A 22626-nucleotide genomic window follows, 5' to 3' on the forward strand; every position below is an offset into this window, starting at 1 on the left:
TCCGCATTGCCAATGGCGGACGCGGGCGTATATCAAGACTGCGCACGGAAAGGAACCCGATGTCATGACTGACGACCGCAAAGACTTGCCCCCCGCCGCGCAGCGCGCCCTGGCCGAAGCGGAAGAACGCCGCCGCAAAGCCGCGGCCCAGGCCCAGGAATTGCCGAAAGAGCTGGGTGGCCGAGACGGGCCGGACCCGGCCCGTTACGGTGACTGGGAAAAGAAGGGCATCGCCATCGACTTCTGAACGGTCAACCACGCAGCGCATTCAGGAAATCCTCGATCAGGGCACGCTGTTTTCTGGACTTCGCCCGGTCTTCAGGCCAGGTCAGCCAGTACCCGTCTTTGGTGTGCAATTCGGGTAAATCCAGCCGCCGCAACCGCCCCTCTTGCAGGTCGGCAAAGGCCAACGGAACCGATCCCAACACCACACCCATGCCGCGCCGCGCAGCCGAGATCGCATGTTCCATCGAATCAAAGCTGGTTTTTGAAGGCGGCAGGTCCTGCTGGCCGTTTTTCTGGCTCCACTCTCTCCAGCCGGGGCGTTCTCCGCGCAGATCGATCAATGGGGCGCCCCAGTCGACACCCGGCGGCGCCATCGGTGCAAGGACCTCGGGCGCGATCAGGGCGGCATCACGCCCGGCCCAGATGCCCCGACCATATCGGATTTGCAGCCAGGTTCGTTCTTCGTCCAAAGACGACCGGCGCGCGACCGAGTCGGTCATCACTCGAACCCCGGGCTGCATCTCGTGAAACCGGGTCAGCGCCGGTAGAACCAATGCGTGGATGTTCGACGACAACCCGGCCACGCGCAACTCACGCGGGGATTTGCCAAACAGATCCTCGGTATTGCGCTCCAGCGCACGAAGGCTGTCCTGCACCAAGGGCAGATAGCTTTCACCTTCAACCGTCAGTGACACGCCCCGCGCCTCGCGCACGAACAGGGATCGGCCCAGCCAGGCTTCCAGATTGCCGATCCGCTGGCTGACAGCGGCCTGCGTCAGCCCGAACTCCTTGGCTGCTGCCGAGAACCCACCAAGACGTCCGGCTGCCTCGAACACGCGCAACCAGTCCAACGGCGGCAGACCGATCTTTTTCTTAGCCATTAGATTTTCCAAGCCTCAGCCGAAATAAGGATTAATTGTCGTAATGCCATGAACAGCGTATCTGCTCAACCAAAGCTCGCGCCGAACAGGAGACCCCAATGCTGCGCACCGCCACCCATGACAGTTCGGTCGTCACCGTCGCGTTCGACACAGGACCGCAAGCCCGCTTTCACGCCGTCTGGTTGCGCGACAACGCGCTGGACCCGGAAACCCGTGCCCCGGGCAACGGCCAGCGGCTGATCACCATCGGCGATATCCCTGCTGACATCTCGGTCAGTTCAGCCGAGGTTGTCGCGGGCGGCCTTCAGGTCACGTTCCAGCCCGAAGACAAAACCGTTACCTTCCCGGCTGAATGGCTGGCCGAACACAACTATGATTGCGAACGGGACGATACGCTGGGCCGCACCGGCCCCGGCATCATCACCTGGGAAGGCGGGATCGCCGCACCCTCTGGCGACTGGAACGAGGTTCATGCCAGCCCTGCGGCCAAACGCAACTGGCTGGCGTCTGTGGCGCGTTACGGCTTTGCCAGGCTGACGGGCGGGCCAACCGAACCAGAGTCGCTTTTGAAAGTGGCCGACCTGTTCGGCTATGTCCGCGAAACCAATTATGGCCCTTATTTCGAGGTTCGGACGGAAGTGAACCCGACCAACCTCGCCTATACCGGGCTTGGCTTGCAGGCCCACACCGACAACCCCTATCGCGACCCTGTGCCGACGCTGCAAATCCTTTATTGTCTGGAAAACAGCGCCGAAGGGGGCGACTCGATCGTTGTCGACGGCTTTCGCGCTGCCGAAAAGCTGCGTGCGCAGAACCCCGAAGGTTTTGCGCTGCTGGCAGGCTACCCGGCGCGGTTCGAATACAAGGGGTCTGACGGTGTCTGCCTGCGGTCTCGCCGTCCGATGATCGAATTGTCGCCGGATGGCGAACTGGTCGGGATCCGGTTCAACAACCGCTCCTCCGCGCCTTTCGTGGACGTGCCTTTCGACAGGATGGAAGCCTACTATGCGGCTTATCGCCAACTGGGCGAGATCATCGACGACCCGGCCATGGGCGTGTCGTTCAAACTGGAGCCGGGCGAGAGTTTCATCGTCGACAACACCCGTGTCCTGCATGCAAGGCTGGGCTATTCCGGTGCGGGGTCGCGCTGGTTGCAGGGGTGCTACGCCGACAAGGACGGGTTGCTGTCGACTTTGGCGGCGATGGAGATGACACAACCGGAGGCAGCGGAATGAAGCCCGATTTCTCGACCCTGAACCGGGACAATATCGTCGCCTTCATCGGGGATATCTTCGACCGCCGCGGCGGTGAGGAATATCTTGGCGAACCCGTCACCATGGCCCAGCACATGCTGCAAGGCGCCACCATCGCCGAACAGAACGGCCAGCCTGAAGAGATCATCGTCGGTGCCTTGTTGCATGATATCGGCCATTTCACGTCCGAATTCGGAACCTACCACCCCGATGATACCGAAGACCGCCACCACGAGGATGCGGGTGCTGAGGTGCTGGAGCAGTTCTTCCCTTCGGTCATCACCGATTGCTGTCGATATCACGTGGCCGCCAAGCGGTATCTCTGCGCCACCAAGCCCGAATATTTCAACCGCCTCTCCGCCGCCTCGGTCCATACCCTGGAGCTGCAAGGCGGCCCGATGAGCGCCGAAGAAGTCGCCGCGTTCGAATCCAATCCGAACCTGAAAGAGATCATTCAGGTCCGGTATCTGGATGAGGCCGGCAAACGCGCGGATATGGAGACACCGGATTTCGCCCATTTCGCACCGATGGTTCAGCGCATGGTCGACAGGCATCTGGGTGCATCATGACCGCACCCGAGTACATCTTCGAGGCCAGTTCGAAACCCTCGCTGCCGTGGCACGAAGTTCCCCTGATCCGTGCGACGGACACATCGGTCAAGGGGTACGGCTGTTTGGTCGACGACCCCGAAACCTTTGAAATCGAGATCGTACGCTGGCCGCAGCAGGGCTGGCGACCGATTGACGACGGCACGGGTGACGAAGGCGGCTGGGTTGAAGGCACGTTCAAATGCGACTGGCAGGGTGACGTGCTTTACGGTGAGAACGAGGCGGTCAAAGGCCATTACGTGCTGGGTTGGTCCGCCGACCCCCAACAGGCACAAACCGACCGGAAAACAGCACCGCGGGATCAAGTGTTGCTGTGGCATATGAACTATCACCCCGACGGCGGGCAGATGTTCTGGCCGCTGGACAACAAGCCCTTCATCGTGCCTGTGGCCCTGGCCGGCGACAATCTGACGCCGGACAAGGTGGTGGCATTCTGGTGTGACGGATCAAGGGGGCTCTATATCCATCCCGGCATATGGCACGAAGGGATTTTTCCGGTTGAGGACAACCAGCGCTTCCTTGACCGACAAGGAGCCGTTCACGCGCGGGTCAGCGCGGATATCGGCACAGAATTCGGCGTCTACCTCGCGTGTCCCCTGCGGGCCGACAAGATCAGGAACCTGTGACCAGGGCATTTTGATGAGTGGCACGGTTGCGGGCGATCCAGATTTGTACGACCAGCAGATACGGTACAAAGAACGCGAAATTCTGAATCAGATCGAACAGGCCCGAGAAATCGGGCTCTGACCCCCACCCGCCGGTCAGCAGATACCACAATGTGTAATGCACGCGGTAAAGCCAGGATCCAAGCGCCAGCCAGAACAGCCGCAATCCCCATGCCCAATGTCCTGCGCGATCCCCTTCCAAAGCCCTGCGCGCCACCATCAGCGCGGCCGTGAAAAGACACAGCCCGTACAGAAAGAAGGCGGCAGACATCAGCGGCCCGCCGATGGTTCCGCGCAGGGGAATATAACTCATGCCTGCCAGCCCGGTGATCAATGCCAGCGCCACCAGACAGGCTCCCATCACGCGGTGAAACCGATTGTACCTGAGCCGCAGCCCCTTCAGCAGTTGAAGCGGGACGAGTACGACCAGAAAACTACCTGCCAGAATGTGCACCAACATCGCGGCATTGCCGACATTCTCGCCATCAGCGAACAGATAGCTGCGCCGGGCGGCGTCCTGCGACAGGCCATCGCCGATCATTCCAACGCCATGCGCAACGAAAGGCAGCAGTGTCAGGTAGAACACCGCAAGCAAAATGCCGGTTGCCAGTCCAGAGCGCCGAATCCTCATGAATCAAAGCTTAGCGTCGGCGACCGCTTCGTCTATGGCTCACAGCCCCAGCACATCCACCATGTCATATTGGCCCGGCGCCTTCCCCTGCCCCCACAGCGCCGCCTTCAGCGCACCACGGGCAAAAATCGCGCGGTCGCTGGCCAGATGGCGCAGAACGATGCGTTCACCGGGGGCGGCGAACAACACGTCATGCTCGCCCACGATGTCGCCGCCACGTATGGCATGAAAACCGATATCTCCGCGTTTGCGGGGACCGGTGATGCCGTCGCGACCCCGGTCGGACACCTCCGACAGTTTGACGCCGCGTCCCTCGGCAGCGGCCTCGCCCAACATCAGAGCGGTGCCGGATGGTGCGTCCACCTTGTGATGGTGATGCCCTTCGATGATTTCGATATCAAAATCCTCATCCAGTGCAGCCGCGACTTTCTTGGTCAGTTGCACCAGCAGGTTGACGCCAAGGCTCATGTTCCCTGCCCGCACGATCACCGCGTGGCGCGAGGCCGGTTCCAGCGCGGCGATCTGCTCATCCGTCATGCCGGTTGTCCCGATTACATGCACACAGCGCGCCTGCGCGGCCAAAGCGGCAAAGTCCAGCGTCGCCTCGGGTGCGGTGAAATCGATCACCGCCTGTGCCTGCGCGAAGGCTTCCAGCGGGTCATCGGTAACTTTGACGCCCAGCGCCTGGCCACCCATGGCTTCGCCCACATCCTGACCGACCCAGTCATGCCCCGTGCGCTCGACCACGCCGACCAGACGCGCCTGATCACTGTCGTTTACGGTGTTGATCAGCATCTGCCCCATACGGCCCGAAGCCCCTGTGATGACGATACCCGGAATATGGGTCATGGCGGTATTCCCTTGCTGCAAACTGCTCAAAGCCTCCTACCCCGTTCGCGCCCGCTTGGCAAAGCCCCGGTTTGCGCTTAGATCGGGGATTATGGCAAAGAATAAATTCCACGATGGCCCCGGCCCGTCCCAACGACAGCTGCGCGTCGGCGAACTGATCCGCCGCACCCTGTCCGAGGTTCTGGCGCGCGGAGATGTCCACGACCCCGACCTGAACCGCATGTCGATCACAGTGGGTGAGGTACGCACCTCGCCCGATCTGAAGATCGCCACCGCCTATGTGCTGCCCTTGGGCGGCAAGGGGCAGGAGGACGTGATCGATCTGCTCGCCCGCAACAAAAGTGAACTTCGGCGCATGGTTGGCAAGAAGGTCGGCCTGAAATTCTCGCCCGATCTGCGGTTCCGCCTTGATGACACGTTCGACCGTCTGGACGACACCCGCCGCATGTTCGAACAGGACGCGGTGCGCCGCGATCTGGACGAGTGATCCGGGCACTTGTCACATTGGGCGCGGTTGTCTGGGCCGCGCAAGCCTCTGCGGTCACTTGCGAAAAGCTGACCTATGATGACAAGCGCTATACCGTCTGCGAAGTCGACGCGGCAAACGAAGACCTGCGCCTGTTTCTCAACGACGAAAACGGGGATCTGCTGGGGCATTTCTCGTCGGTGAACGAGGCGCTGGCCCCCGGCGGCAAGCGTCTGGCCTTTGCCATGAACGCGGGCATGTATCACGATGACCGGTCGCCCGTCGGCCATTATGTCGAGAACGGCAAAGAGGTCATGCGGGTGATCTCCAACCCCGGCCCCGGCAATTTCGGCCTGCTGCCCAACGGCGTGTTCTGCATCCGCGAGGGCCGGGCTGATGTGTTCGAGACGCTGGATTTCCTCGATCAGGCCCCCGACTGCCGGTTCGCCAGCCAATCCGGCCCGATGCTGGTGATCGATGGCGAGTTGCATCCCCGGTTCCTGCCCGATTCGACCTCGCACTATGTGCGCAACGGGGTGGGCACCAGCGCCGATGGCACCCGGGCGGTGTTTGCGATTTCCGAAGATTACGTCACATTCCACGAATTCGGCCGCCTGTTCCGGGACGTGCTGGAAACTCCGAATGCGCTGTTCTTCGACGGCAATATCTCTCGCATGTATGACCGCGCGAACAATCGGTCCGATGTCGGGTTTTCGCTGGGACCGATCGTGGGTGTGGTCGAAGACGCACCTTGAAATTGACAGGGCGATGGCGATCCGCTAGGTCGCGCGCCTCAGCAAGATTGAAGGTGCTTTATGGGACGCAAACGCAAGGGTCGCGACATTTCCGGCTGGCTGGTGGTGGACAAGCCCGCGGGCATGACGTCGACCGCCGTGGTCAACAAGGTGCGCTGGGCGATGGATGCCAAGAAGGCAGGCCATGCGGGCACGCTGGACCCCGAGGCCACCGGCGTTCTGGCCGTGGCCCTGGGTGAGGCGACCAAGACCGTTCCCTACATCACGGATGCTTTGAAGGCTTACACCTTCACTGTCCGTCTGGGTCAGGCCACCAACACTGACGATGCCGAGGGCGAAGTGATTGCCGAAAGCGATGCGCGTCCGTCAGATGAAGACATCAAGCAGGCGTTGACCCCGTTTCTGGGCGACATCATGCAGGTCCCGCCCAAGTTTTCCGCCGTGAAAATCGACGGCCAGCGCGCCTATAAACTGGCCCGCGATGGCGAAGACGTTGAACTGACAGCACGGCCCCTTTGGGTCGAGGAACTGATCCTTGTCGACCGCCCCGACGCAGATCACGTGGTGCTGGAGATGACCTGCGGCAAGGGCGGATATGTCCGCTCGATCGCCCGCGATCTGGGTGAAGCGCTGGGATGCCACGGCCACGTCCGGGAACTGCGCCGGATCTGGTCCGGACCGTTCGAGGCCGAAGACGGGTTGAGCATCGAACAGATCGACGAAATGGCAAAGACCACGGCGCTGGACGACTATCTGCACCCGCTGGAAGCCGGCCTGTCGGACCTGCCCGAGCTCAAATGCACCCCCGAAGGTGCAACCCGCCTGCGCAATGGCAACCCGGGTATGGTGTTGGCCTCGGATGTTGAATACGGCGACGAGGCATGGGCCTCGCTGGATGGCAAGGCCGTGGCCGTGGGGGTTTACAAATCGGGCGAATTGCATCCCAGCCGGGTGTTCGCCGCCTGAACCACGTGTTAGGCGAAAAGCATGATCACCCGAACGCACACCAAGGGCGATGCGCCCTCGACCGCCATCTATTCCGACTGCGAGAAATACCGCTATAGCCTGACCCGTGTGTGGGACCCGGCAGGGCGCAAGGCGCTGTTTGTCATGTTGAACCCGTCTACCGCGACCGAAGTGCAGAACGACCCGACGGTGGAACGCTGCGAACGCCGTGCCCGGGCGCTGGGGTTCGGCGCGTTTCAGGTGACCAACATCTTTGCCTGGCGCGACACCGATCCGCGCAAGATGCGTGCCGCTGCCGATCCGGTAGGCCCGGAAAATGACGCCGCCATTCTGGAAGGTGTTCGGTGGGCCGATCAGGTCATCGCCGCCTGGGGCACCCATGGTGCGCATCTGGACCGGGGCCCGGCGGTGGAAACCCTGCTGCGCCGGACCGGCCAGCCGCTGTTCCATCTGGGCTTGACCAAAGACGGCCACCCCAAGCACCCGCTTTATATCGCCTACAGCCAACAGCCCGAGCAATGGTGATAAAGTATTAACCATTTCAATAACTTGACTTTGACCCGACCGCCGATTGCGTGGGATGTTCACCCTCGGAGCATTCTGCGATCGGAGAGGTGTCATGTTTCTGGCCGGATTGATCGGACTCGCCGCCATCGGCGGTGCCGCGTACGCGATGAGCGACATGCTGATCGAAGACGAGGACGTATCAGAGGACGACCCCAATGATGACGCAGAAACTGAACCCGACACCGGAGAGTTTCTTGAGATTGGCGAAAACGTCGAAGACCCGGTAAACCCCGACATCGAAACCCCATCCACTGGAACCGTAATCTCTGAATTCGAAGGAGATCTCGTGATTGCCGGCAGCGATGGCCCGGACCAGATCACCGGTCAGGACGGTGTTGACCAGATCAACGGGTTTGGCGGCGATGACACCATCGACGGCGGCCAGGGCGACGACGTTCTGCACGGGGGCGACGGTACGGATACGATTGCGGGCGGTCAGGGTGATGATGTTCTGCACGGAGAGGCGGATGACGACTTTCTGTTCGGCAATCAGGGGGACGACGCCCTGTTCGGCCATTTCGGGGACGACACCCTGGATGGCGGCGAAGGCGAAGACGAGCTTTACGGCGGTCAGGGTGACGATACTCTGACGGGCGGGGCCGATGATGACGCGTTGCAGGGCGGGTTCGGAGACGATGCGCTGAACGGTGGCGCAGGTGAAGATACTGTCTTTGGCGGCGACGGCGACGACTTTGTCTTTGGCATCGAAGAGGGCGCAGCCGAAAAGGATTTCCTGAACGGCGGCGACGGTGACGACACCATTGTGGCAGGCGGCGGGGATGTGGTGACCGGTGGGCAGGGCGCCGATGACATCGTGCTGAGCCCGGGTGACGAAGACGTCACCGTCATGGGCTTCCAACCCGGCGAGGACAAGCTGCTTGTCACCTGGGAGGATGAGGCCGACCCGGAGATTGAGGTGGAACCCGACGCGGAAAATGCCAACCTGACGCGGGTCATGATCAACGGTCAGGAAGTGGCGCAGGTATACGGGGCCGAAGGTATGTCGGTGGCCGACATTCAATTGATCACCGAAGCGCAACTGGCCCAGTACGGGCAGATGGTCTGATCCCGCAAATTCCCTTTGCCATTTGGTGAAAATGCGCCTATACGCGCCCATCCGCATCGGAATCGGTGCGGTTTTCTCCATGGGCCTGTGCTGGACGACATCCCGGCCTGCGCCATCAACTCTAACCTTTGAAGGAGACCCCGATGTCGATCACTGCTGAAGAAAAAGCACGCGTCATGAAAGAATTCGCAACCAAAGAGGGCGACACCGGTTCGCCTGAAGTACAGGTTGCCATCCTGACCTCGCGCATCACCACTTTGACCGAGCACTTCAAGACCCACAAGAAAGACAACCACGGTCGTCGCGGTCTGCTGAAGATGGTTGCCCAGCGCCGTAAGCTGCTGGACTATCTGAAAGGCAAAGAAGAAGCACGTTACCAGGACCTGATCAAAAAGCTGGGCATCCGCCGCTAAACGCTTTTTTGCAGATGACCTGAAACCGGGTATTCCGGTTCGACGCCCGCCAACCGGCGGGCGTTTTCCGTCGGATCCACCGCAAGCGATACCCCCCCCCTTAACTTGCCAGAGCAACTGGACATTCCCCGACGGTCAGGGAATGTCCGTTGCGGCACTTGGTTTTAGGCTTTCTGCGTGTTTTCCCAACGCGTGGCATAGTCACTTTGCGACACATTTGCACTTGTCTTGGTGCCGGCAACAGGTTTTCGAACCACATAATCCAGAAGAACAGGCAATCCCGGACCAAAAGTTCCCAGCGGTCGCGGACGTTTCTTTGTCTTGTTGGGGTCCGTCATTTTCACCACGTCACGAGCAGCGTATGGCCTCAATGGCTGCCACACGCATTTCAGAGCCTCATAGTTCATGGCGTTTACCCAAAAGCCGTACACGATCTCTGGGCAAATCTGATAGAAGCCGTGATTGATCCAGTTGTTCGATGGCGAATGTGCGATAAACACACCCCCGGGCTTCAGCATCTTGTCAATGTTCCGGTAGGCGGTCGGCAAATCGAACACGTGCTCGCAGGTTCCACCGTCATAGATAACGTCAAACCGACCAACCAGATTTTCAGGCAAATCCCCCGCGAGATCCTGAACGATGCTCGCACCTTCGAAGTCCGAAAAATCCAGCGAATCCACTTCCGAGAATCCAAGTTTTCGAAAGAATGTTTCCGAGTATCCATCATCCGGGTTGCGAAGGTCAGCTTCGGCCACTCCGGGCAGGTATTTCTGCAAGGTTTCCCTGAACAATGCGGCGGACGTAGACCGGCGCGCACCGATCCAATCCTGCCGCCCCAGCATCAGAAAGCGTCCTGACAGGTCATTGGATTTGACATCTTCGATCAGGCGCGCAGCCAGGACATCAACAATTGACACTTGTTCCTCCGAAGGGTGGCTGAAAGCGGTTTTCTTCGCGTGAACGTCCTATTCTGAGTATTCAATGTCAACGCGATAGCAGCGTCCCGGAACACGCGGCAAAGCGGGCATTTTCCCGGTCAACGCAAAGTTGGCAGCTTCCCGGCTTCAATGACAACCTGCGCCCGGGTGTTCGGCATCCGGCATCCAACGCTGCGCCCGACCCTTGCGGTTTTGTTCGCGCTGGCGGGTGTATGATTGCGGTCAAGACACCGCGCAGATCATTTCACCTTACGCTGGCTTCACAAAACCGAAGGCGCCCACCAATCGGTGGGCGCCTCGATCCTGGAAGAATGCGCGCCTTCACATTTTCGCTTTTTCTGATTTCAACGCCAGCCACAGGCAGTAGCACATCATCAGAACCACCAGCGTAAAGGGAATGCCGGTTGAAACCGCCGCGCCTTGCAGCGCGGAAAGACCACCTCCCAACAGCAATGCGATGGCAACCAGGCCTTCCAATGTGCACCAGAACACACGCTGAACCACGGGCGCGTCCATCTTGCCGCCTGCCGTGATCGTGTCGATCACCAACGACCCTGAATCGGACGAAGTGACGAAGAAGATGACGATCAGGACAAGCGCGATCGGGGCTACGATGCTGTACAGCGGCAGTTCCTTCAGGAAGCCGAACAACGCTCCCTCGGGGGCGTAGCTGTCAATCACGGTCGCGCGGACGCCTTCCGCTCCGCCTGCGTTCAACATGTCGATGGCGGCGCCGCCGAAGGTTGACATCCACAGGGCGCAGACGGCTGTCGGCGCCAGCAGCGCGCAGATTATGAACTCGCGCACCGTTCGACCCTTCGAGATCCGGGCTATGAACATGCCAACAAAGGGTGACCATGCGATCCACCACGCCCAGTAGAAGGTCGTCCAACCGTGGAAATAGCTGGTGTCTTCTCGTCCGAACGGGTTCGACAGCGCGGGCAGGTGCAGCACGTAGTCGGTCATCACGCTGAAATACCGCGCGATTGCCGTGCCGATGCCCGTTACAGCGATGACGAAGAGGAACAGCCCCACGGCCATGACCATATTGATCTCACTCAGCCGTTTGACGCCCGCATCCATGCCCAGCAGAACCGAGCCCAGCGCAATCAACGTAATGCCGATGATTAGCAGAACCACGACGGTGGGGCTGGGTTCGATGCCGAAGACCTCGTATAGGCCAGCGGCAACCTGCTGAGCACCCAGACCGAGCGATGTGGTCAATCCGAACAACGTGGCAAAAACCGCCAACGTGTCGATGATATGGCCCCACCATCCCCAGACCCGTTCTCCAAGGATCGGATAGAAGGCCGAACGCAAGGTCAGGGGCAGGTTCAGGTTGTAGCTGAAGATTGCCAGGCTCAGGCCGACTGCGGCGTAAACCGCCCAGCCTTCCAGCCCCCAATGGTGAATGGTTCCGACGACACCGGCATATTCATTTCCAGGCACCGCGATATCAATGCCCAGCGGTGCCGCGTTTCCGCCCTCGGCAAAATTGTAATAGACCGGCTCCATCACTCCGAAAAACAAAAGACCGATACCAATACCGGCGGCGAACATCATTGCGATCCATCCGGCGTAGGAATAATCAGGCTTGGCGTCCTTGCCGCCGATCCGGACACTGCCGACGGGCAGGATGATCAGAACCAGGCAAAACAGGGTGATTGCATCAACCGAAAGGACCAGAAACCAATCGAACGTGCTGGTCAGCCAGGGCCGGAGCCATCCGAAGAACGAGGCCGCCGCCTCTTGGTTGGCCAATGCGATCAGAACGAACGCAAAGATCATGATACTCGAGATCAGAAAGACCGGGTTGTGGATGTCCAAGCCAAACGGCCGGACATTGTCCTGCCCTAGTTCATATTCCGTTTCGAAGTCGTAAATCCGGGGATCCGGATCCAGCATCTTCTTTGTCTGTGCCATTCGATTGCCCTTCTGTTCGCTGACTGCAAACGCCAAGGTACTCGGTCGGCGGACGGGAATGAGTTTGTTAACCCCCTTGGCGCGTTTCCGTCATTTCGACCGCGGGCTTCATGATAAAAGCTTATACTGCCTTCATATTTTTACAAAATGCATTCGATTGCCAATATGTTAGCGCTACAGTCAATTCCGGATGTCCGTGGCCCCGTATCCGAAAAAGAACAGCGACTTTACAGGTTGATCGTTGTTCAGGCTTGAATCTTTTGCACCGGACACAGCAGAAGCCAGCCCCGGCATGAACCAGCCATCCGATGCAGTTTCGCTTTCCTTCCAACGCATTCTCATGTATGCGCGCGGTATCTGAGACGTTGTGCCCTGACCCCGGCACTCGAATGGAAGATAAATTGGGGTCGGCGGCAATGGGGCCGCCACGCAAAACGGGAGACCCGCAGGGGCGGGAGTGCTCCCATCTAGGATACGCATATGTTTGATGTAACGAAAAAATCAATTCAGTGGGGCGAAGAGACGCTGACACTGGAAACCGGCAAGGTTGCCCGTCAGGCCGACGGCAGCGTGATTGCCACACTGGGCGAAACCAGCGTCATGGCCAACGTGACCTTCGCCAGGGAACAGAAGCCCGGTCAGGACTTTTTCCCGCTGACCGTGCACTATCAGGAAAAATACTATGCCGCCGGCAAGGTGCCGGGTGGCTTCTTCAAGCGCGAAGCACGCCCGACCGAGAAAGAGACGCTGACCGCGCGTCTGATCGACCGTCCGATCCGCCCGTTGTTCGTTGACGGCTTCAAAAACGAAGTTCTGGTGATGTGTACCGTGCTGAGCCACGATCTGGTCAACGATCCCGACATCGTTGCGATGATTGCTGCTTCGGCTGCTCTGACCATTTCCGGCGCGCCGTTCATGGGCCCGATTGCCGGTGCCCGTGTTGGTTTCGTGGATGGCGAATACGTCCTGAACCCGACCGTGGACGACATGCAGGACCTGCGCCTGAACCCCGAACAGCGTCTGGACCTGGTTGTGGCCGGCACCAAAGACGCCGTGATGATGGTGGAATCGGAAGCGTACGAACTGTCCGAAGCGGAAATGCTGGGTGCGGTGAACTTTGCGCATGAGCAGATCCAACCGGTCATCGACCTGATCATCTCGCTGGCGGAAGAAGCCGCGAAAGAACCGTTTGACTTCCAGGCGCCGGATTATTCCGAGCTTTATGCCGCCGTCAAGGCTGCCGGTGAAGAGCAGATGCGCGCCGCCTTCGCGATCACCGACAAGCAAGAACGCACCGCCGCTGTTGCCGCTGCCCGCGAAGCGATCAAAGAGGCGCTGACCGAAGAGCAACTGGAAGACGGCAATCTCGGTTCCGCGATGAAAAAGCTGGAAGCCGGCATTCTGCGCGGCGACGTCGTCAGGGGCGGCAAGCGGATCGACGGTCGCTCGACCACCGATATCCGTCCGATCGTTGCAGAAACCTCGATTCTGCCCCGGACCCACGGTTCTGCCCTGTTCACCCGCGGTGAAACACAGGCGCTGGCCGTGACCACGCTGGGCACCGGCGACGACGAGCAGTTCGTCGACGCACTGCACGGCAACTTCAAATCGAACTTCCTGCTGCACTACAACTTCCCCCCGTATTCGGTGGGTGAAGTTGGCCGTGTTGGCCCTCCGGGCCGTCGCGAAGTGGGCCACGGCAAACTGGCCTGGCGCGCGCTTCAGGCGGTTCTGCCTGCGCCGACCGATTTCCCCTACACCATCCGCGTGGTGTCGGAGATCACTGAATCCAACGGATCAAGCTCGATGGCCTCTGTCTGCGGCGGTTCGCTGTCGATGATGGATGCGGGTGTTCCGCTGAAAGCGCCGGTGGCCGGTGTTGCCATGGGTCTGATCCTGGAAGATGACGGTGAGTACGCTGTTCTGACCGACATCCTGGGTGACGAAGACCACCTGGGCGACATGGACTTCAAGGTTGCGGGCACCGAGAACGGCATCACCTCGCTCCAGATGGACATCAAGGTTGCCGGCATCACACCGCAGATCATGGAAACCGCCCTGGCACAGGCCAAGGAAGGCCGGATGCACATTCTGGGCGAGATGGGCAAAGCCCTGTCCGAGACCAACGATTTCTCGGTCCACGCCCCGCGCATCGAAACCATGAACATTCCGACCGACAAGATCCGTGAAGTGATCGGTTCGGGCGGCAAGGTCATCCGCGAGATCGTCGAGGTTTCGGGCGCCAAGGTCGACATCAACGACGATGGCGTCATCAAGATCGCCTCGCCCGATGGTGAGTCGATCCAGAAGGCCTATGACATGATCCATTCGATTGTGGCAGAACCTGAAGAAGGTCAGATCTATACCGGCAAAGTGGTCAAGATCGTCGATTTCGGCGCCTTCGTGAACTTCTTCGGCAAGCGTGACGGTCTGGTCCACGTGTCGCAGATCGAAAACCGCCGCCTGAACCATCCGTCGGATGTTCTGAAAGAAGGTCAGGAAGTCAAAGTCAAACTGCTGGGCTTTGACGATCGCGGCAAGGTGCGCCTGTCGATGAAATGCGTCGATCAGGAAACCGGCGAAGAGATCGTGCCTGAGAAGAAAGAAAAGAAAGAGGAAAACGCAGAGTAATCTGCCCCTCTGACAGACAGCGGAAGGCCCCGGTTTCAACCGGGGCCTTTTTTTGTTTGCGCGGCACCGGGACGGTTAACTGCGGCGCAATTTTGGTAAATCAATTATTAACACTTATTGCGTGTATTAGCTCAACCTTAAGGGGGATATTGCCGTTTTCAAGGAAGCTGTTCGACCGTGGCATCGATTACTGTTTACGAAATCAGCGCAGACCCGTTCAGCAACCGCAGTGTTGATGTTACTGCTGCGTATTCTGTCGAAGTCACGGATAATGACGCCCTGCTGCAAGATCCCGACCCGGATGGCAGCTCGCAACTCGACCTTGGGTCTCTGCCCGGCTTTTCCGGCTCGACCCAGAATTTCAGTACTTTCGAAAACTATACGGGCACGGTCGATGGCGCGCCGGTCACGTTTATCCTGATCCAGTTTTCAAACCCGCGTTACATCATAGTCACTTCGGGTCAGGCTGAACTGAATGACACGATTTCAGACACCAGTTTTTCCGGCATCGCGCCGCCCTCTACCTATAGCACTTTGCCTTCTTTCGTGTGTTTTACCACAGGATCTCTGATCCAGACACCGACTGGGCTGCGCCGGGTCGAGGCACTGGAGCCCGGCGACCCGGTCATCACCGCCGGCGGCCATGCCCGCCCGGTCCGCTGGATCGGCAAGCGCCGGTTGTCCGCGTCCGAATTGCGGCGAAACACGCACCTGTCCCCTGTACGGATCAAGGCGGGCTGTTTCGGGCCGAACGGCCCAAGCCGCGATCTTGTCATTTCCCCACAGCACCGGATTGCCGTGACCTCGGCCATGATGGAGCTGATGCATGGCGAAGCGGCCATGCTGGCCCCCGCAAAAGGGCTGATCAATGGGCACTCCATCGTTCAGGAAACGCCCGCACATGGGGTGGAGTACATTCATATCCTCTTTGATCAGCATGAGTTGGTGAATGTCGAAGGACTCTGGTCCGAGTCCTTTTACCCCGGTGACACAAGTCTTGAGGCAATGGCACCCGCCACCCGAAGCGAACTGTTCGAACTGTTCCCGGAACTGGCCAATGGTGAAGGCGGTTATGGTTCAACCGTATTGCCGGTCCTCAAACCCTTCGAAGTCCGGGTGCTGTCGGCGGATCTGGCGGTTCCGGGCTGGAAGGTCCGCCCCAATGAATCCGCGAAAGCCGCCTGACCGCAGGTCAGTGCGCGACACCACCGGGGCCATGTTTCAAAACATGCCACTGGCCGTAGCTGTCTTTCAGATCCAGTTTGATCGCCGCATCGGCTCGGGTCGAGGCGCTGCCGATCTCGGCAATGGTGAATTCGATCCCGCCGGGAATATCGATGCGTACGCGATGTTCCCCGCCGCCATGCGGGGCCTGAATCGGGCGCCCGGTCGACTTTAGAACGTCACCAACGGCGACGCTGGCCGTTCGCCCTTCGATATCCATCGCAAGCTCAATCGGCAGGTACAGCGTGTCATGTACCGTCTCACACATGGCCCGGAACACGTACCAATGGGTTGCCATCTCTTCGGTTTCTTCGCCGTGAAAGACTTTTTCCAGCGCATTGCGCTGCGCCGCTGTGGCCCCGGGGTCGACGATCACCTGCATTTCGCCGCCACCCTCGAATATTGGCCCGGGCCATGCATAGATCAGGGCGGCCCTGGTTCCACTCAGATCCGTTTCGCCAAAATATCCGTTGGATATTTCAAGCACCTCGAAACCGCGGCAATCGCCATGCGTCGGCAATTCCTCGAACTGGCAGGGGCAGGCATAACCGCAATTGCAGTTTCCGAAGCTTTCCCCTTCGACGTACCAATCTGTAAAAGCCATGGTCTTCTCCTGTTCAAGACAGTCAGAAAGCCCGACATCGTTGGTCACATGCCCGTATGTATCCGCAACACAAACTATCACAATTTGATTGCAACCTGAACCTGACGGGCGGAAACGGCCGCAAATGGCATAAACCTTGGTTCAATTCGCCCCGTTTCAACCAAAAGCCAATCGCAGGTCTCCTCTGCCATCCCCAGTTCGACCGCATCGCCACAACGCAAAAAGGAGATGCGATATGGAAACCTTGAAACTGCTGACACTGACGGGATTGATCGCAACCGCACCGGTTCTTGCTTTGGCCAATGTCGGACTGGGTGACAAACTGGGCACAAGCGAAGCCGATATCCGCGCGGCGCTGGAAGCCCAAGGGTACCAGATCGAAGAGATCGAATTCGAAGGTGGGAAGATCGAGGTTGAACTCACCAAGGATGGCGTGGAAACTGAACTGGTTCTGTCTGACACGGACGGGGTGGTGACAGCCATCGAGCTCGAAGAAGACGACGACTGAACCTGCAACGTCCAAGGGGCCGCATGAAAGTACCTCAAACGTCTTTGCTCTGGCTCCTTCTGGTGGTGCAGGCCCTCTGCGCCGCCTTTTTCATGACGGATGCGCTGCTGGATTGGACTGGCGGCGACGGCGCGGGCTTTCGTCACCTTCATTCGTTCGAGCTGTTTCTGTCTCTGGCGCTTGTCGGCGGCCTGAGCGCCACGATCGCCCTGATCCGTACCCAGTCCAGACGGGTGCGCGGCATGCAGCGGCAACTGCAAGTGGCACAAGGGGCCTTTGCCCAAGTCATCGAAACCCAGTTCAGCGCGTGGCAGCTCAGTGATGCTGAGCGTGACGTTGCCATGCTGACGATCAAGGGTCTGTCCATCGCGGAAATCGCCGGAATGCGACAGACGAAAGAAGGGACGATCAAGGCCCAAAGCGCTGCGGTCTATCGAAAGGCGGGCGTTTCCAGCAGGGTTCAGTTGCTCAGTTTTTTTGTCGACGAACTCCTGTCAGAACCGTTGGTCAGAGAAGTGCCAAACCCACCAGCCAGTCTGCCCTGAAACAGTGGCATACCCTCGTGCCTATTCACTCACACATTCCCAAAGACACGTGAAGTGAAGCCCCGGCGCCTTTCACTTTTGGCCAGCCGCGCCCACACCCGCGGCATGCGGATTTCGGAACACTGGAGATGGTTATGTTCACGCGCCTCATTCTCGCGTCTACGGCTCCGGTGATCAGCGCAACGGCGCTTGCCGCGCCGAGCCTGGGCGACGGCACCTATGTTCACGGCTTCATCGGCCACAGCCTGCTACAGGACAGCGATTTCACCGGAACGATCGGTGGCGCGACGCAATCGGTCGATACCGATTTCGACGCAGGTTTCGGACCGGGCCTCGCGACAGGCAAGGAAATCCCGCAATGGTCCAATGACATCATCGGAACGCGGATCGAGTTGGAAGGGTCTTATCGCGACAGTGACGTGGATGGTGTGAGCTTTACCTGCAATGGTCCGGGGCCCGGGGGCAATAGCTCGGGCGACGTCACGCAGACCTCGTTATTTGCCAATCTGCTGTTCGATTTCAGACAGGCCGGCGTGCTGACACCGTTTGCCGGGTTCGGTCTGGGTGCCACCTAGTCGGATCTGGGTTTTTCTTATGGGCCGGGTGTGGCGCTGGGCGATACCGACACCACTTTGGCCGCCCAGCTGATCGCCGGTGTGGCATATAACATCAACGCGTCGACAGCGCTCACCGTTGACGCCCGTTACGCCCGTGCCTTTGATGTACCGTCGCAGCGCCTGGCCCCCAACGGAGCTTTGACCGGCAACGTAGAGGACGATCTGGATACATTCAGCGTCAATTTCGGACTTCGCTATCATTTCTGATTGCTTCAGGTGTCAGGTTTCTCTCCGGCTTCCTGCCCCTTTTTGCCCTCGCGCCTCAGGTGCGGGGGCACCCGGAAAACCCGAAAAACGCAGCACGCGCTGGACATGCCGGCAGTCGCCCGGCCTGCAACAACCGCCCGCTTCATCTGGCTAAAAATATCCTCGGGGGGAATCGTGCCGGCAGGCACGATGGGGGGCAGACAGCCCCCCTGACCCGGCAACCGGCTTACGACGGCGCTTTGGTCTTGCGCAGATAGGGGAAGATCGTTTCAAACTCGCCAAACTTGGCCTTGGCGTCTTCGTTCGACACGGTCGGCGGAATGATCACGTCTTCGCCCGGCACCCAATTGGCAGGTGTCGCGACCCCCTTGGCCGACATCTGCAACCCGTCAAGCGCGCGCAGGATTTCGGCAAAGTTCCGGCCCACGGTCATCGGGTACGTCATCGACAGCTTCAGCTGCTTGTCCGGGCCGATGATGAAGACCGAACGCACCGTGGCACTGTCAGCCGGTGTACGGCCATCAGGCAGATATGCTTCGGCGGGCAGCATGTCGAAAGCCTTGGACACGGCGAGACCTTCATCGGCGATGATCGGAAAACCGGGGTTGGCCTTGCCGTATTCCTCGATGTCCTTCTTCCACTTCTTGTGGTCTTCGACACCATCGACTGAAACGCCGATCACCTTGGTGTTGCGCGCGGCCCATTCGTCATTCAACTGCGCAACGGCCGAAAACTCGGTGGTGCAAACAGGTGTGAAATCCTTTGGGTGCGAGAACAGAATGGCCCAGCTGTCGCCAATCCAGTCGTGGAACTGAATGGTGCCCTGATCCGTTTCTGCCGTGAAATTCGGAACGGTGTCGTTGATACGCAAACCCATGGGGCATCTCCTTTTCTGTGAAAAACCTGAGTCGGTCGTCTGGAACCTAATCACTTTGCGCGCAGGTTAAACCAGCCATCGTATCCAGAGATACGGATTTCGTGAGCCTGACCGAAAAAAAATTTGATCAAATTCACTATTGCTCAGCCTGTGCATGGGTGACAGAGTGGCCCCGAACAGCCGGCTTCAGGCGAACCTTCAGGAGGGCTCAGGATGATCGAAAAGCGGGATTTCTACATTAACGGTCAGTGGGTCGCCCCGTCGCAGCCCAATGACTTCGAGGTCATCAACCCCTCGACCGAAGAGCCCTGCGCAGTAATCTCGCTTGGGGCCGAAGCCGACACGAATGCAGCCGTTGCCGCAGCCAAGGCCGCCTTGCCAGGCTGGATGGCCACGCCAGTGGAAACCCGCATCGCGCTGGTGGAAAAACTGGTCGAACTCTATGCAAGCCGGTCAGAGGATCTGGCGCAGGCGATGTCACTTGAAATGGGCGCCCCGATCGATCTGGCGCGCTCGGCGCAGGCTGGTGCCGGCATCTATCATCTGAAGAACTTCATCCGCGCCGCCAGGGGGTTTGAGTTCGAGCGCCCGCTGGGGGATCATGCACCGAATGATCGCATCATTTACGAGGCGGTTGGCGTTGCCGCTCTGATCACGCCGTGGAACTGGCCGATGAACCAGATCACGCTCAAGGTGGGTGCTGCCTCGATTGCGGGTTGCACGATGGTTCTGAAACCGTCGGAACAAAGCCCGCTGAACGCGATGATCTTTGCCGAGATGATGGACGAGGCAGGCTTCCCGCCCGGTGTGTTCAATCTGGTCAACGGCGACGGAGCGGGTGTTGGTTCGCAGCTTTCGGGTCATCCGGATGTGGACATGGTCAGCTTCACCGGTTCGACCCGCGCAGGCACCGCGATTTCCAAAAACGCGGCTGATACCCTCAAGAAAGTACATCTTGAGCTTGGAGGCAAAGGGGCCAACGTCATCTTTGAGGATGCGGATGAAAAAGCGGTCAAGCGCGGGGTGCTGCACATGATGCAAAACACCGGCCAGAGCTGCAATGCCCCCAGCCGGATGCTGGTGCAGCGCCCGATCTATGACAAGGCTGTGGAAACAGCGGCCGAAGTTGCAAACATGGTCAAGGTTGGCCCTGCCTCAGAGGAAGGCCGCCACATCGGTCCGGTTGTGAATGACGTTCAGTGGAGCAAAATTCAGGACCTGATCCAGAAGGGCATCGATGAAGGGGCGCGGCTAGTTGCAGGCGGCACCGGACGACCTGAGGGGCTGAACAAGGGTTACTATGTCCGCCCCACGGTCTTTGCCGATGCAAACAACCAGATGACCATCGCCCGCGAAGAAATCTTTGGCCCCGTTCTGACCATGATCCCCTTCGACACCGAAGAGGAAGCTGTCGAAATCGCCAATGATACGCCCTATGGCCTGACGAATTATGTTCAGACACAGGATGGTGCGCGCGCCAACCGCATGGCGCGGGCTCTGCGGTCGGGCATGGTCGAAATGAACGGACAATCGCGCAGCGCGGGCTCACCGTTCGGCGGCATGAAGCAATCCGGCAACGGGCGGGAAGGCGGCGTCTTCGGTCTCGAGGACTTCCTTGAAGTCAAAGCCGTCAGCGGCTGGGCCGCAGAGTAACTTCACCTGCGAAGCAGACAGATTGGGCGGGGCAACGCGGTTGCCTCGCCCATAACGCTTTATACGGGCCGCACCACAAGCTGGGGTTCGCCATCGGACGTGTGGCGTCGGGACCGACCGTCCCACCCGATCTCTCCGGTGACGCGTTGCCGAAATGCAGAGAAACTGTCAAAGCGCACCACATCTACCGGCGTGTCGAAATGCAGGGTCACTCGGCGGCGCGCGCCATCGCCCAGCATGGTCATACCGCGAATTTCGGCCGTGAACGCCTGACCCAGATAGCGCCCTTCGACCCGATCACCCACGCGCAGATGCATCCGGTTTCCGGCCATTGCATGCAAGGTGTTCCAGTCTCGAACACCATGCTGATGGGCCAGCAGTTCCAATGCCGCGCTGTGCGACAGCAAAACGCCCTTCGTCTTCAATTCTTCCCGCAGGCGTTTCGCCTGCGCTTTCAGCTCTTCAACCGGAGCAACGGTTCGGGATCGTGTCATCATGTGCCTCGTTTCCTTGAACGGGCGCGAAATCAGGACGGGGCTCGCATTTCCATCCGCGCGCCGGGAAAGGGCAACAGATGCTTTTCAAACCGGGTTTCACCAAAGCCTATGGCCGCGAACGGCAGGGGACCCGAACCTGAGGTGCCTTTTGGCAGCGGTCAGGCCGTCTGTCAATCAGGCGTCTGCCTGCGCCGCCTCGTAGGCCAGCATGGCACGCTTGACCGGCAAGCCCCAGTGATAGCCTCCCAGGCCACCTGATTTGCGCAAGGCACGGTGACAGGGGATCAGCCAACTGACCGGGTTGCGGCCAACTGCCGTTCCCACGGCGCGAACGGCTTGCGGAGAGCCGACCCGCTGGGCGATCTCGGAATAGGTCGTGACCTGCCCGGACGGGATATGCATCAGCGCTTCCCACACCTTGATTTGCAAAGGTGATCCGATCAGGAAAACCGGTGTTGGCTCCAACCGGTCGCTGGCAGCGCCAAAAGCACTCAGCGCCCAAGGACGCAGGCGCATCGGATCTTCGACGAACGTCGCCTTGGGCCAGCGCGAGATCATATCTTCCATCGCGGCCTCTTCGCCGGTCTCGGCCCCGAAGGCCATGCCGCAGATGCCCTTGTCGGTACCCATGACCAGCGCGGGGCCAAAGGGGCATTCGAACCACCCCCAATAGATCGTCAGACCTTCGCCCTTGCGGGCATATTCGCCGGGGCTCATGGATTCCCACTTCAGGAACAGATCATGCAGACGTCCGCTGCCGGACAGCCCCACATTGTGTGCCGTTTCCAGTGTCGTGAACCGTTCGCGCAGCAATGCCTTCGCATGGCCCAGTGTCAGGTATTGTTGGTACCGTTTCGGCGACACTCCGGTCCAACGTGAGAACAGGCGCTGGAAATGGGCCGGGCTCATATCCATCTGGCGTGCCAGCTCATCAAGGCTCAGGCCCTCGCCGCCCTGATCGATCAACTCGATTGCGCGGCGCATGACGTTGTAATGGTATCCGCTTTCCGGGGTCTGGACGTTCATGGTTCCACCTCATCTTCTGACAAAACCATAG

General features: G+C 59.6%; 27 protein-coding genes. 17 read left to right on the plus strand and 10 right to left on the minus strand.

Features of this window, described 5'->3' with window-relative positions; translation table 11 throughout:
- Nucleotides 1–64 precede the first annotated feature (64 nt).
- Nucleotides 65–247, plus strand: a complete 183-nt coding sequence (locus AC2FF8_RS14920; protein ID WP_425079993.1) for a DUF1674 domain-containing protein — start codon at nucleotides 65–67, stop codon at nucleotides 245–247.
- A 4-nt stretch (nucleotides 248–251) separates the two neighbouring features.
- Here AC2FF8_RS14920 and AC2FF8_RS14925 read toward each other — a convergent pair whose 3' ends face one another.
- Complete coding sequence (locus AC2FF8_RS14925; RefSeq protein WP_496880078.1) at nucleotides 252–1106, minus strand: LysR family transcriptional regulator; 855 nt, start codon at nucleotides 1104–1106, stop codon at nucleotides 252–254.
- Nucleotides 1107–1204: 98 nt separating this feature from the next.
- Between AC2FF8_RS14925 and tmpA the strand changes: the two genes are divergently transcribed.
- The 3 genes from tmpA to AC2FF8_RS14940 are packed head-to-tail and all read left to right on the plus strand — an operon-like array spanning nucleotide 1205 to nucleotide 3593.
- On the plus strand, nucleotides 1205–2341 hold the full coding sequence (tmpA, locus tag AC2FF8_RS14930) for a 2-trimethylaminoethylphosphonate dioxygenase (RefSeq protein WP_496880079.1): 1137 nt from the start codon (nucleotides 1205–1207) through the stop codon (nucleotides 2339–2341).
- Nucleotides 2338–2928, plus strand: a complete 591-nt coding sequence (gene tmpB, locus AC2FF8_RS14935) for a (R)-1-hydroxy-2-trimethylaminoethylphosphonate oxygenase (RefSeq protein ID WP_170346683.1) — start codon at nucleotides 2338–2340, stop codon at nucleotides 2926–2928. Before tmpA ends, tmpB begins: the two co-directional genes overlap by 4 nt.
- Nucleotides 2925–3593 (plus strand): ureidoglycolate lyase, encoded by a 669-nt coding sequence (locus AC2FF8_RS14940; RefSeq protein ID WP_496880080.1) that lies wholly within the window; start codon nucleotides 2925–2927, stop codon nucleotides 3591–3593. The genes tmpB and AC2FF8_RS14940 overlap by 4 nt, the downstream gene beginning before the upstream one ends.
- Here the strand turns inward: AC2FF8_RS14940 and AC2FF8_RS14945 are convergent.
- Complete coding sequence (locus tag AC2FF8_RS14945; protein WP_496880081.1) at nucleotides 3580–4263, minus strand: DUF2306 domain-containing protein; 684 nt, start codon at nucleotides 4261–4263, stop codon at nucleotides 3580–3582. The two genes, AC2FF8_RS14940 and AC2FF8_RS14945, sit on opposite strands and share 14 nt — an antisense overlap.
- A 39-nt stretch (nucleotides 4264–4302) precedes the next feature.
- Entirely contained in the window at nucleotides 4303–5112 is an 810-nt protein-coding gene (gene dapB / locus AC2FF8_RS14950) for a 4-hydroxy-tetrahydrodipicolinate reductase (protein WP_496880082.1), read from the minus strand.
- Between the two features lie 91 nt (nucleotides 5113–5203).
- On the opposite strand from dapB, the gene rbfA reads away from it, so the two are divergent.
- From rbfA to rpsO, 6 genes are all read left to right on the plus strand, one after another.
- Nucleotides 5204–5599, plus strand: coding sequence for a 30S ribosome-binding factor RbfA (gene rbfA / locus AC2FF8_RS14955; protein WP_152459376.1), 396 nt, complete (start codon nucleotides 5204–5206; stop codon nucleotides 5597–5599).
- Nucleotides 5596–6333, plus strand: coding sequence for a phosphodiester glycosidase family protein (locus tag AC2FF8_RS14960; protein WP_170346687.1), 738 nt, complete (start codon nucleotides 5596–5598; stop codon nucleotides 6331–6333). Before rbfA ends, AC2FF8_RS14960 begins: the two co-directional genes overlap by 4 nt.
- 60 nt (nucleotides 6334–6393) lie before the next feature.
- On the plus strand, nucleotides 6394–7299 hold the full coding sequence (gene truB / locus AC2FF8_RS14965; RefSeq protein ID WP_170346688.1) for a tRNA pseudouridine(55) synthase TruB: 906 nt from the start codon (nucleotides 6394–6396) through the stop codon (nucleotides 7297–7299).
- 21 nt (nucleotides 7300–7320) lie between these two features.
- Nucleotides 7321–7824 (plus strand): DUF1643 domain-containing protein, encoded by a 504-nt coding sequence (locus AC2FF8_RS14970; protein ID WP_170346689.1) that lies wholly within the window; start codon nucleotides 7321–7323, stop codon nucleotides 7822–7824.
- Between the two features lie 94 nt (nucleotides 7825–7918).
- A complete protein-coding gene (locus tag AC2FF8_RS14975) occupies nucleotides 7919–8932 on the plus strand; it encodes a calcium-binding protein (protein WP_496880083.1) in 1014 nt (337 codons plus the stop codon).
- A gap of 143 nt (nucleotides 8933–9075) precedes the next feature.
- Complete coding sequence (gene rpsO / locus AC2FF8_RS14980) at nucleotides 9076–9345, plus strand: 30S ribosomal protein S15 (protein ID WP_152459381.1); 270 nt, start codon at nucleotides 9076–9078, stop codon at nucleotides 9343–9345.
- 164 nt (nucleotides 9346–9509) lie between these two features.
- Here rpsO and AC2FF8_RS14985 read toward each other — a convergent pair whose 3' ends face one another.
- From AC2FF8_RS14985 to AC2FF8_RS14995, 3 genes are all read right to left on the minus strand, one after another.
- Nucleotides 9510–10262: a class I SAM-dependent methyltransferase gene (locus AC2FF8_RS14985; protein WP_425079986.1), complete on the minus strand. Its 753-nt coding sequence runs from the start codon at nucleotides 10260–10262 to the stop codon at nucleotides 9510–9512.
- Nucleotides 10263–10604: 342 nt separating this feature from the next.
- On the minus strand, nucleotides 10605–12206 hold the full coding sequence (locus AC2FF8_RS14990; protein WP_170346692.1) for a BCCT family transporter: 1602 nt from the start codon (nucleotides 12204–12206) through the stop codon (nucleotides 10605–10607).
- Between the two features lie 180 nt (nucleotides 12207–12386).
- Complete coding sequence (locus tag AC2FF8_RS14995) at nucleotides 12387–12542, minus strand: hypothetical protein (protein ID WP_425079985.1); 156 nt, start codon at nucleotides 12540–12542, stop codon at nucleotides 12387–12389.
- A gap of 144 nt (nucleotides 12543–12686) precedes the next feature.
- On the opposite strand from AC2FF8_RS14995, the gene pnp reads away from it, so the two are divergent.
- Entirely contained in the window at nucleotides 12687–14837 is a 2151-nt protein-coding gene (pnp, locus tag AC2FF8_RS15000; protein WP_425079984.1) for a polyribonucleotide nucleotidyltransferase, read from the plus strand.
- Nucleotides 14838–15014: 177 nt separating this feature from the next.
- The gene (locus tag AC2FF8_RS15005; RefSeq protein WP_496880084.1) at nucleotides 15015–16022 is read left to right on the plus strand and encodes a Hint domain-containing protein; all 1008 of its coding nucleotides are present in this window, start codon (nucleotides 15015–15017) and stop codon (nucleotides 16020–16022) included.
- 7 nt (nucleotides 16023–16029) lie between these two features.
- Here AC2FF8_RS15005 and AC2FF8_RS15010 read toward each other — a convergent pair whose 3' ends face one another.
- The gene (locus AC2FF8_RS15010) at nucleotides 16030–16665 is read right to left on the minus strand and encodes a DUF1326 domain-containing protein (RefSeq protein ID WP_170346695.1); all 636 of its coding nucleotides are present in this window, start codon (nucleotides 16663–16665) and stop codon (nucleotides 16030–16032) included.
- A gap of 235 nt (nucleotides 16666–16900) precedes the next feature.
- On the opposite strand from AC2FF8_RS15010, the gene AC2FF8_RS15015 reads away from it, so the two are divergent.
- The 4 genes from AC2FF8_RS15015 (at nucleotide 16901) to AC2FF8_RS15030 (ending at nucleotide 18542) form a co-directional block, all read left to right on the plus strand.
- A complete protein-coding gene (locus AC2FF8_RS15015) occupies nucleotides 16901–17173 on the plus strand; it encodes a PepSY domain-containing protein (RefSeq protein ID WP_171233448.1) in 273 nt (90 codons plus the stop codon).
- 23 nt (nucleotides 17174–17196) lie between these two features.
- A complete protein-coding gene (locus AC2FF8_RS15020) occupies nucleotides 17197–17718 on the plus strand; it encodes a helix-turn-helix transcriptional regulator (RefSeq protein ID WP_496880085.1) in 522 nt (173 codons plus the stop codon).
- Between the two features lie 134 nt (nucleotides 17719–17852).
- A complete protein-coding gene (locus AC2FF8_RS15025; protein ID WP_496880086.1) occupies nucleotides 17853–18293 on the plus strand; it encodes a hypothetical protein in 441 nt (146 codons plus the stop codon).
- A 30-nt stretch (nucleotides 18294–18323) separates the two neighbouring features.
- Entirely contained in the window at nucleotides 18324–18542 is a 219-nt protein-coding gene (locus tag AC2FF8_RS15030) for an outer membrane protein (RefSeq protein ID WP_496880087.1), read from the plus strand.
- Nucleotides 18543–18768: 226 nt separating this feature from the next.
- Here the strand turns inward: AC2FF8_RS15030 and AC2FF8_RS15035 are convergent, their stop codons facing one another.
- Nucleotides 18769–19419: a peroxiredoxin gene (locus AC2FF8_RS15035; RefSeq protein WP_117871788.1), complete on the minus strand. Its 651-nt coding sequence runs from the start codon at nucleotides 19417–19419 to the stop codon at nucleotides 18769–18771.
- 213 nt (nucleotides 19420–19632) lie between these two features.
- Between AC2FF8_RS15035 and AC2FF8_RS15040 the strand changes: the two genes are divergently transcribed.
- Nucleotides 19633–21072, plus strand: coding sequence for an aldehyde dehydrogenase family protein (locus AC2FF8_RS15040; protein WP_496880088.1), 1440 nt, complete (start codon nucleotides 19633–19635; stop codon nucleotides 21070–21072).
- A gap of 59 nt (nucleotides 21073–21131) precedes the next feature.
- Here the strand turns inward: AC2FF8_RS15040 and AC2FF8_RS15045 are convergent, their stop codons facing one another.
- A complete protein-coding gene (locus AC2FF8_RS15045; RefSeq protein WP_257600879.1) occupies nucleotides 21132–21566 on the minus strand; it encodes a glyoxalase superfamily protein in 435 nt (144 codons plus the stop codon).
- Nucleotides 21567–21743: 177 nt separating this feature from the next.
- Nucleotides 21744–22595 (minus strand): methylated-DNA--[protein]-cysteine S-methyltransferase, encoded by an 852-nt coding sequence (locus tag AC2FF8_RS15050; protein ID WP_257599509.1) that lies wholly within the window; start codon nucleotides 22593–22595, stop codon nucleotides 21744–21746.
- Nucleotides 22596–22626 lie beyond the last annotated feature (31 nt).

The organism is Ruegeria sp. YTSA144, assembly GCF_059610125.1.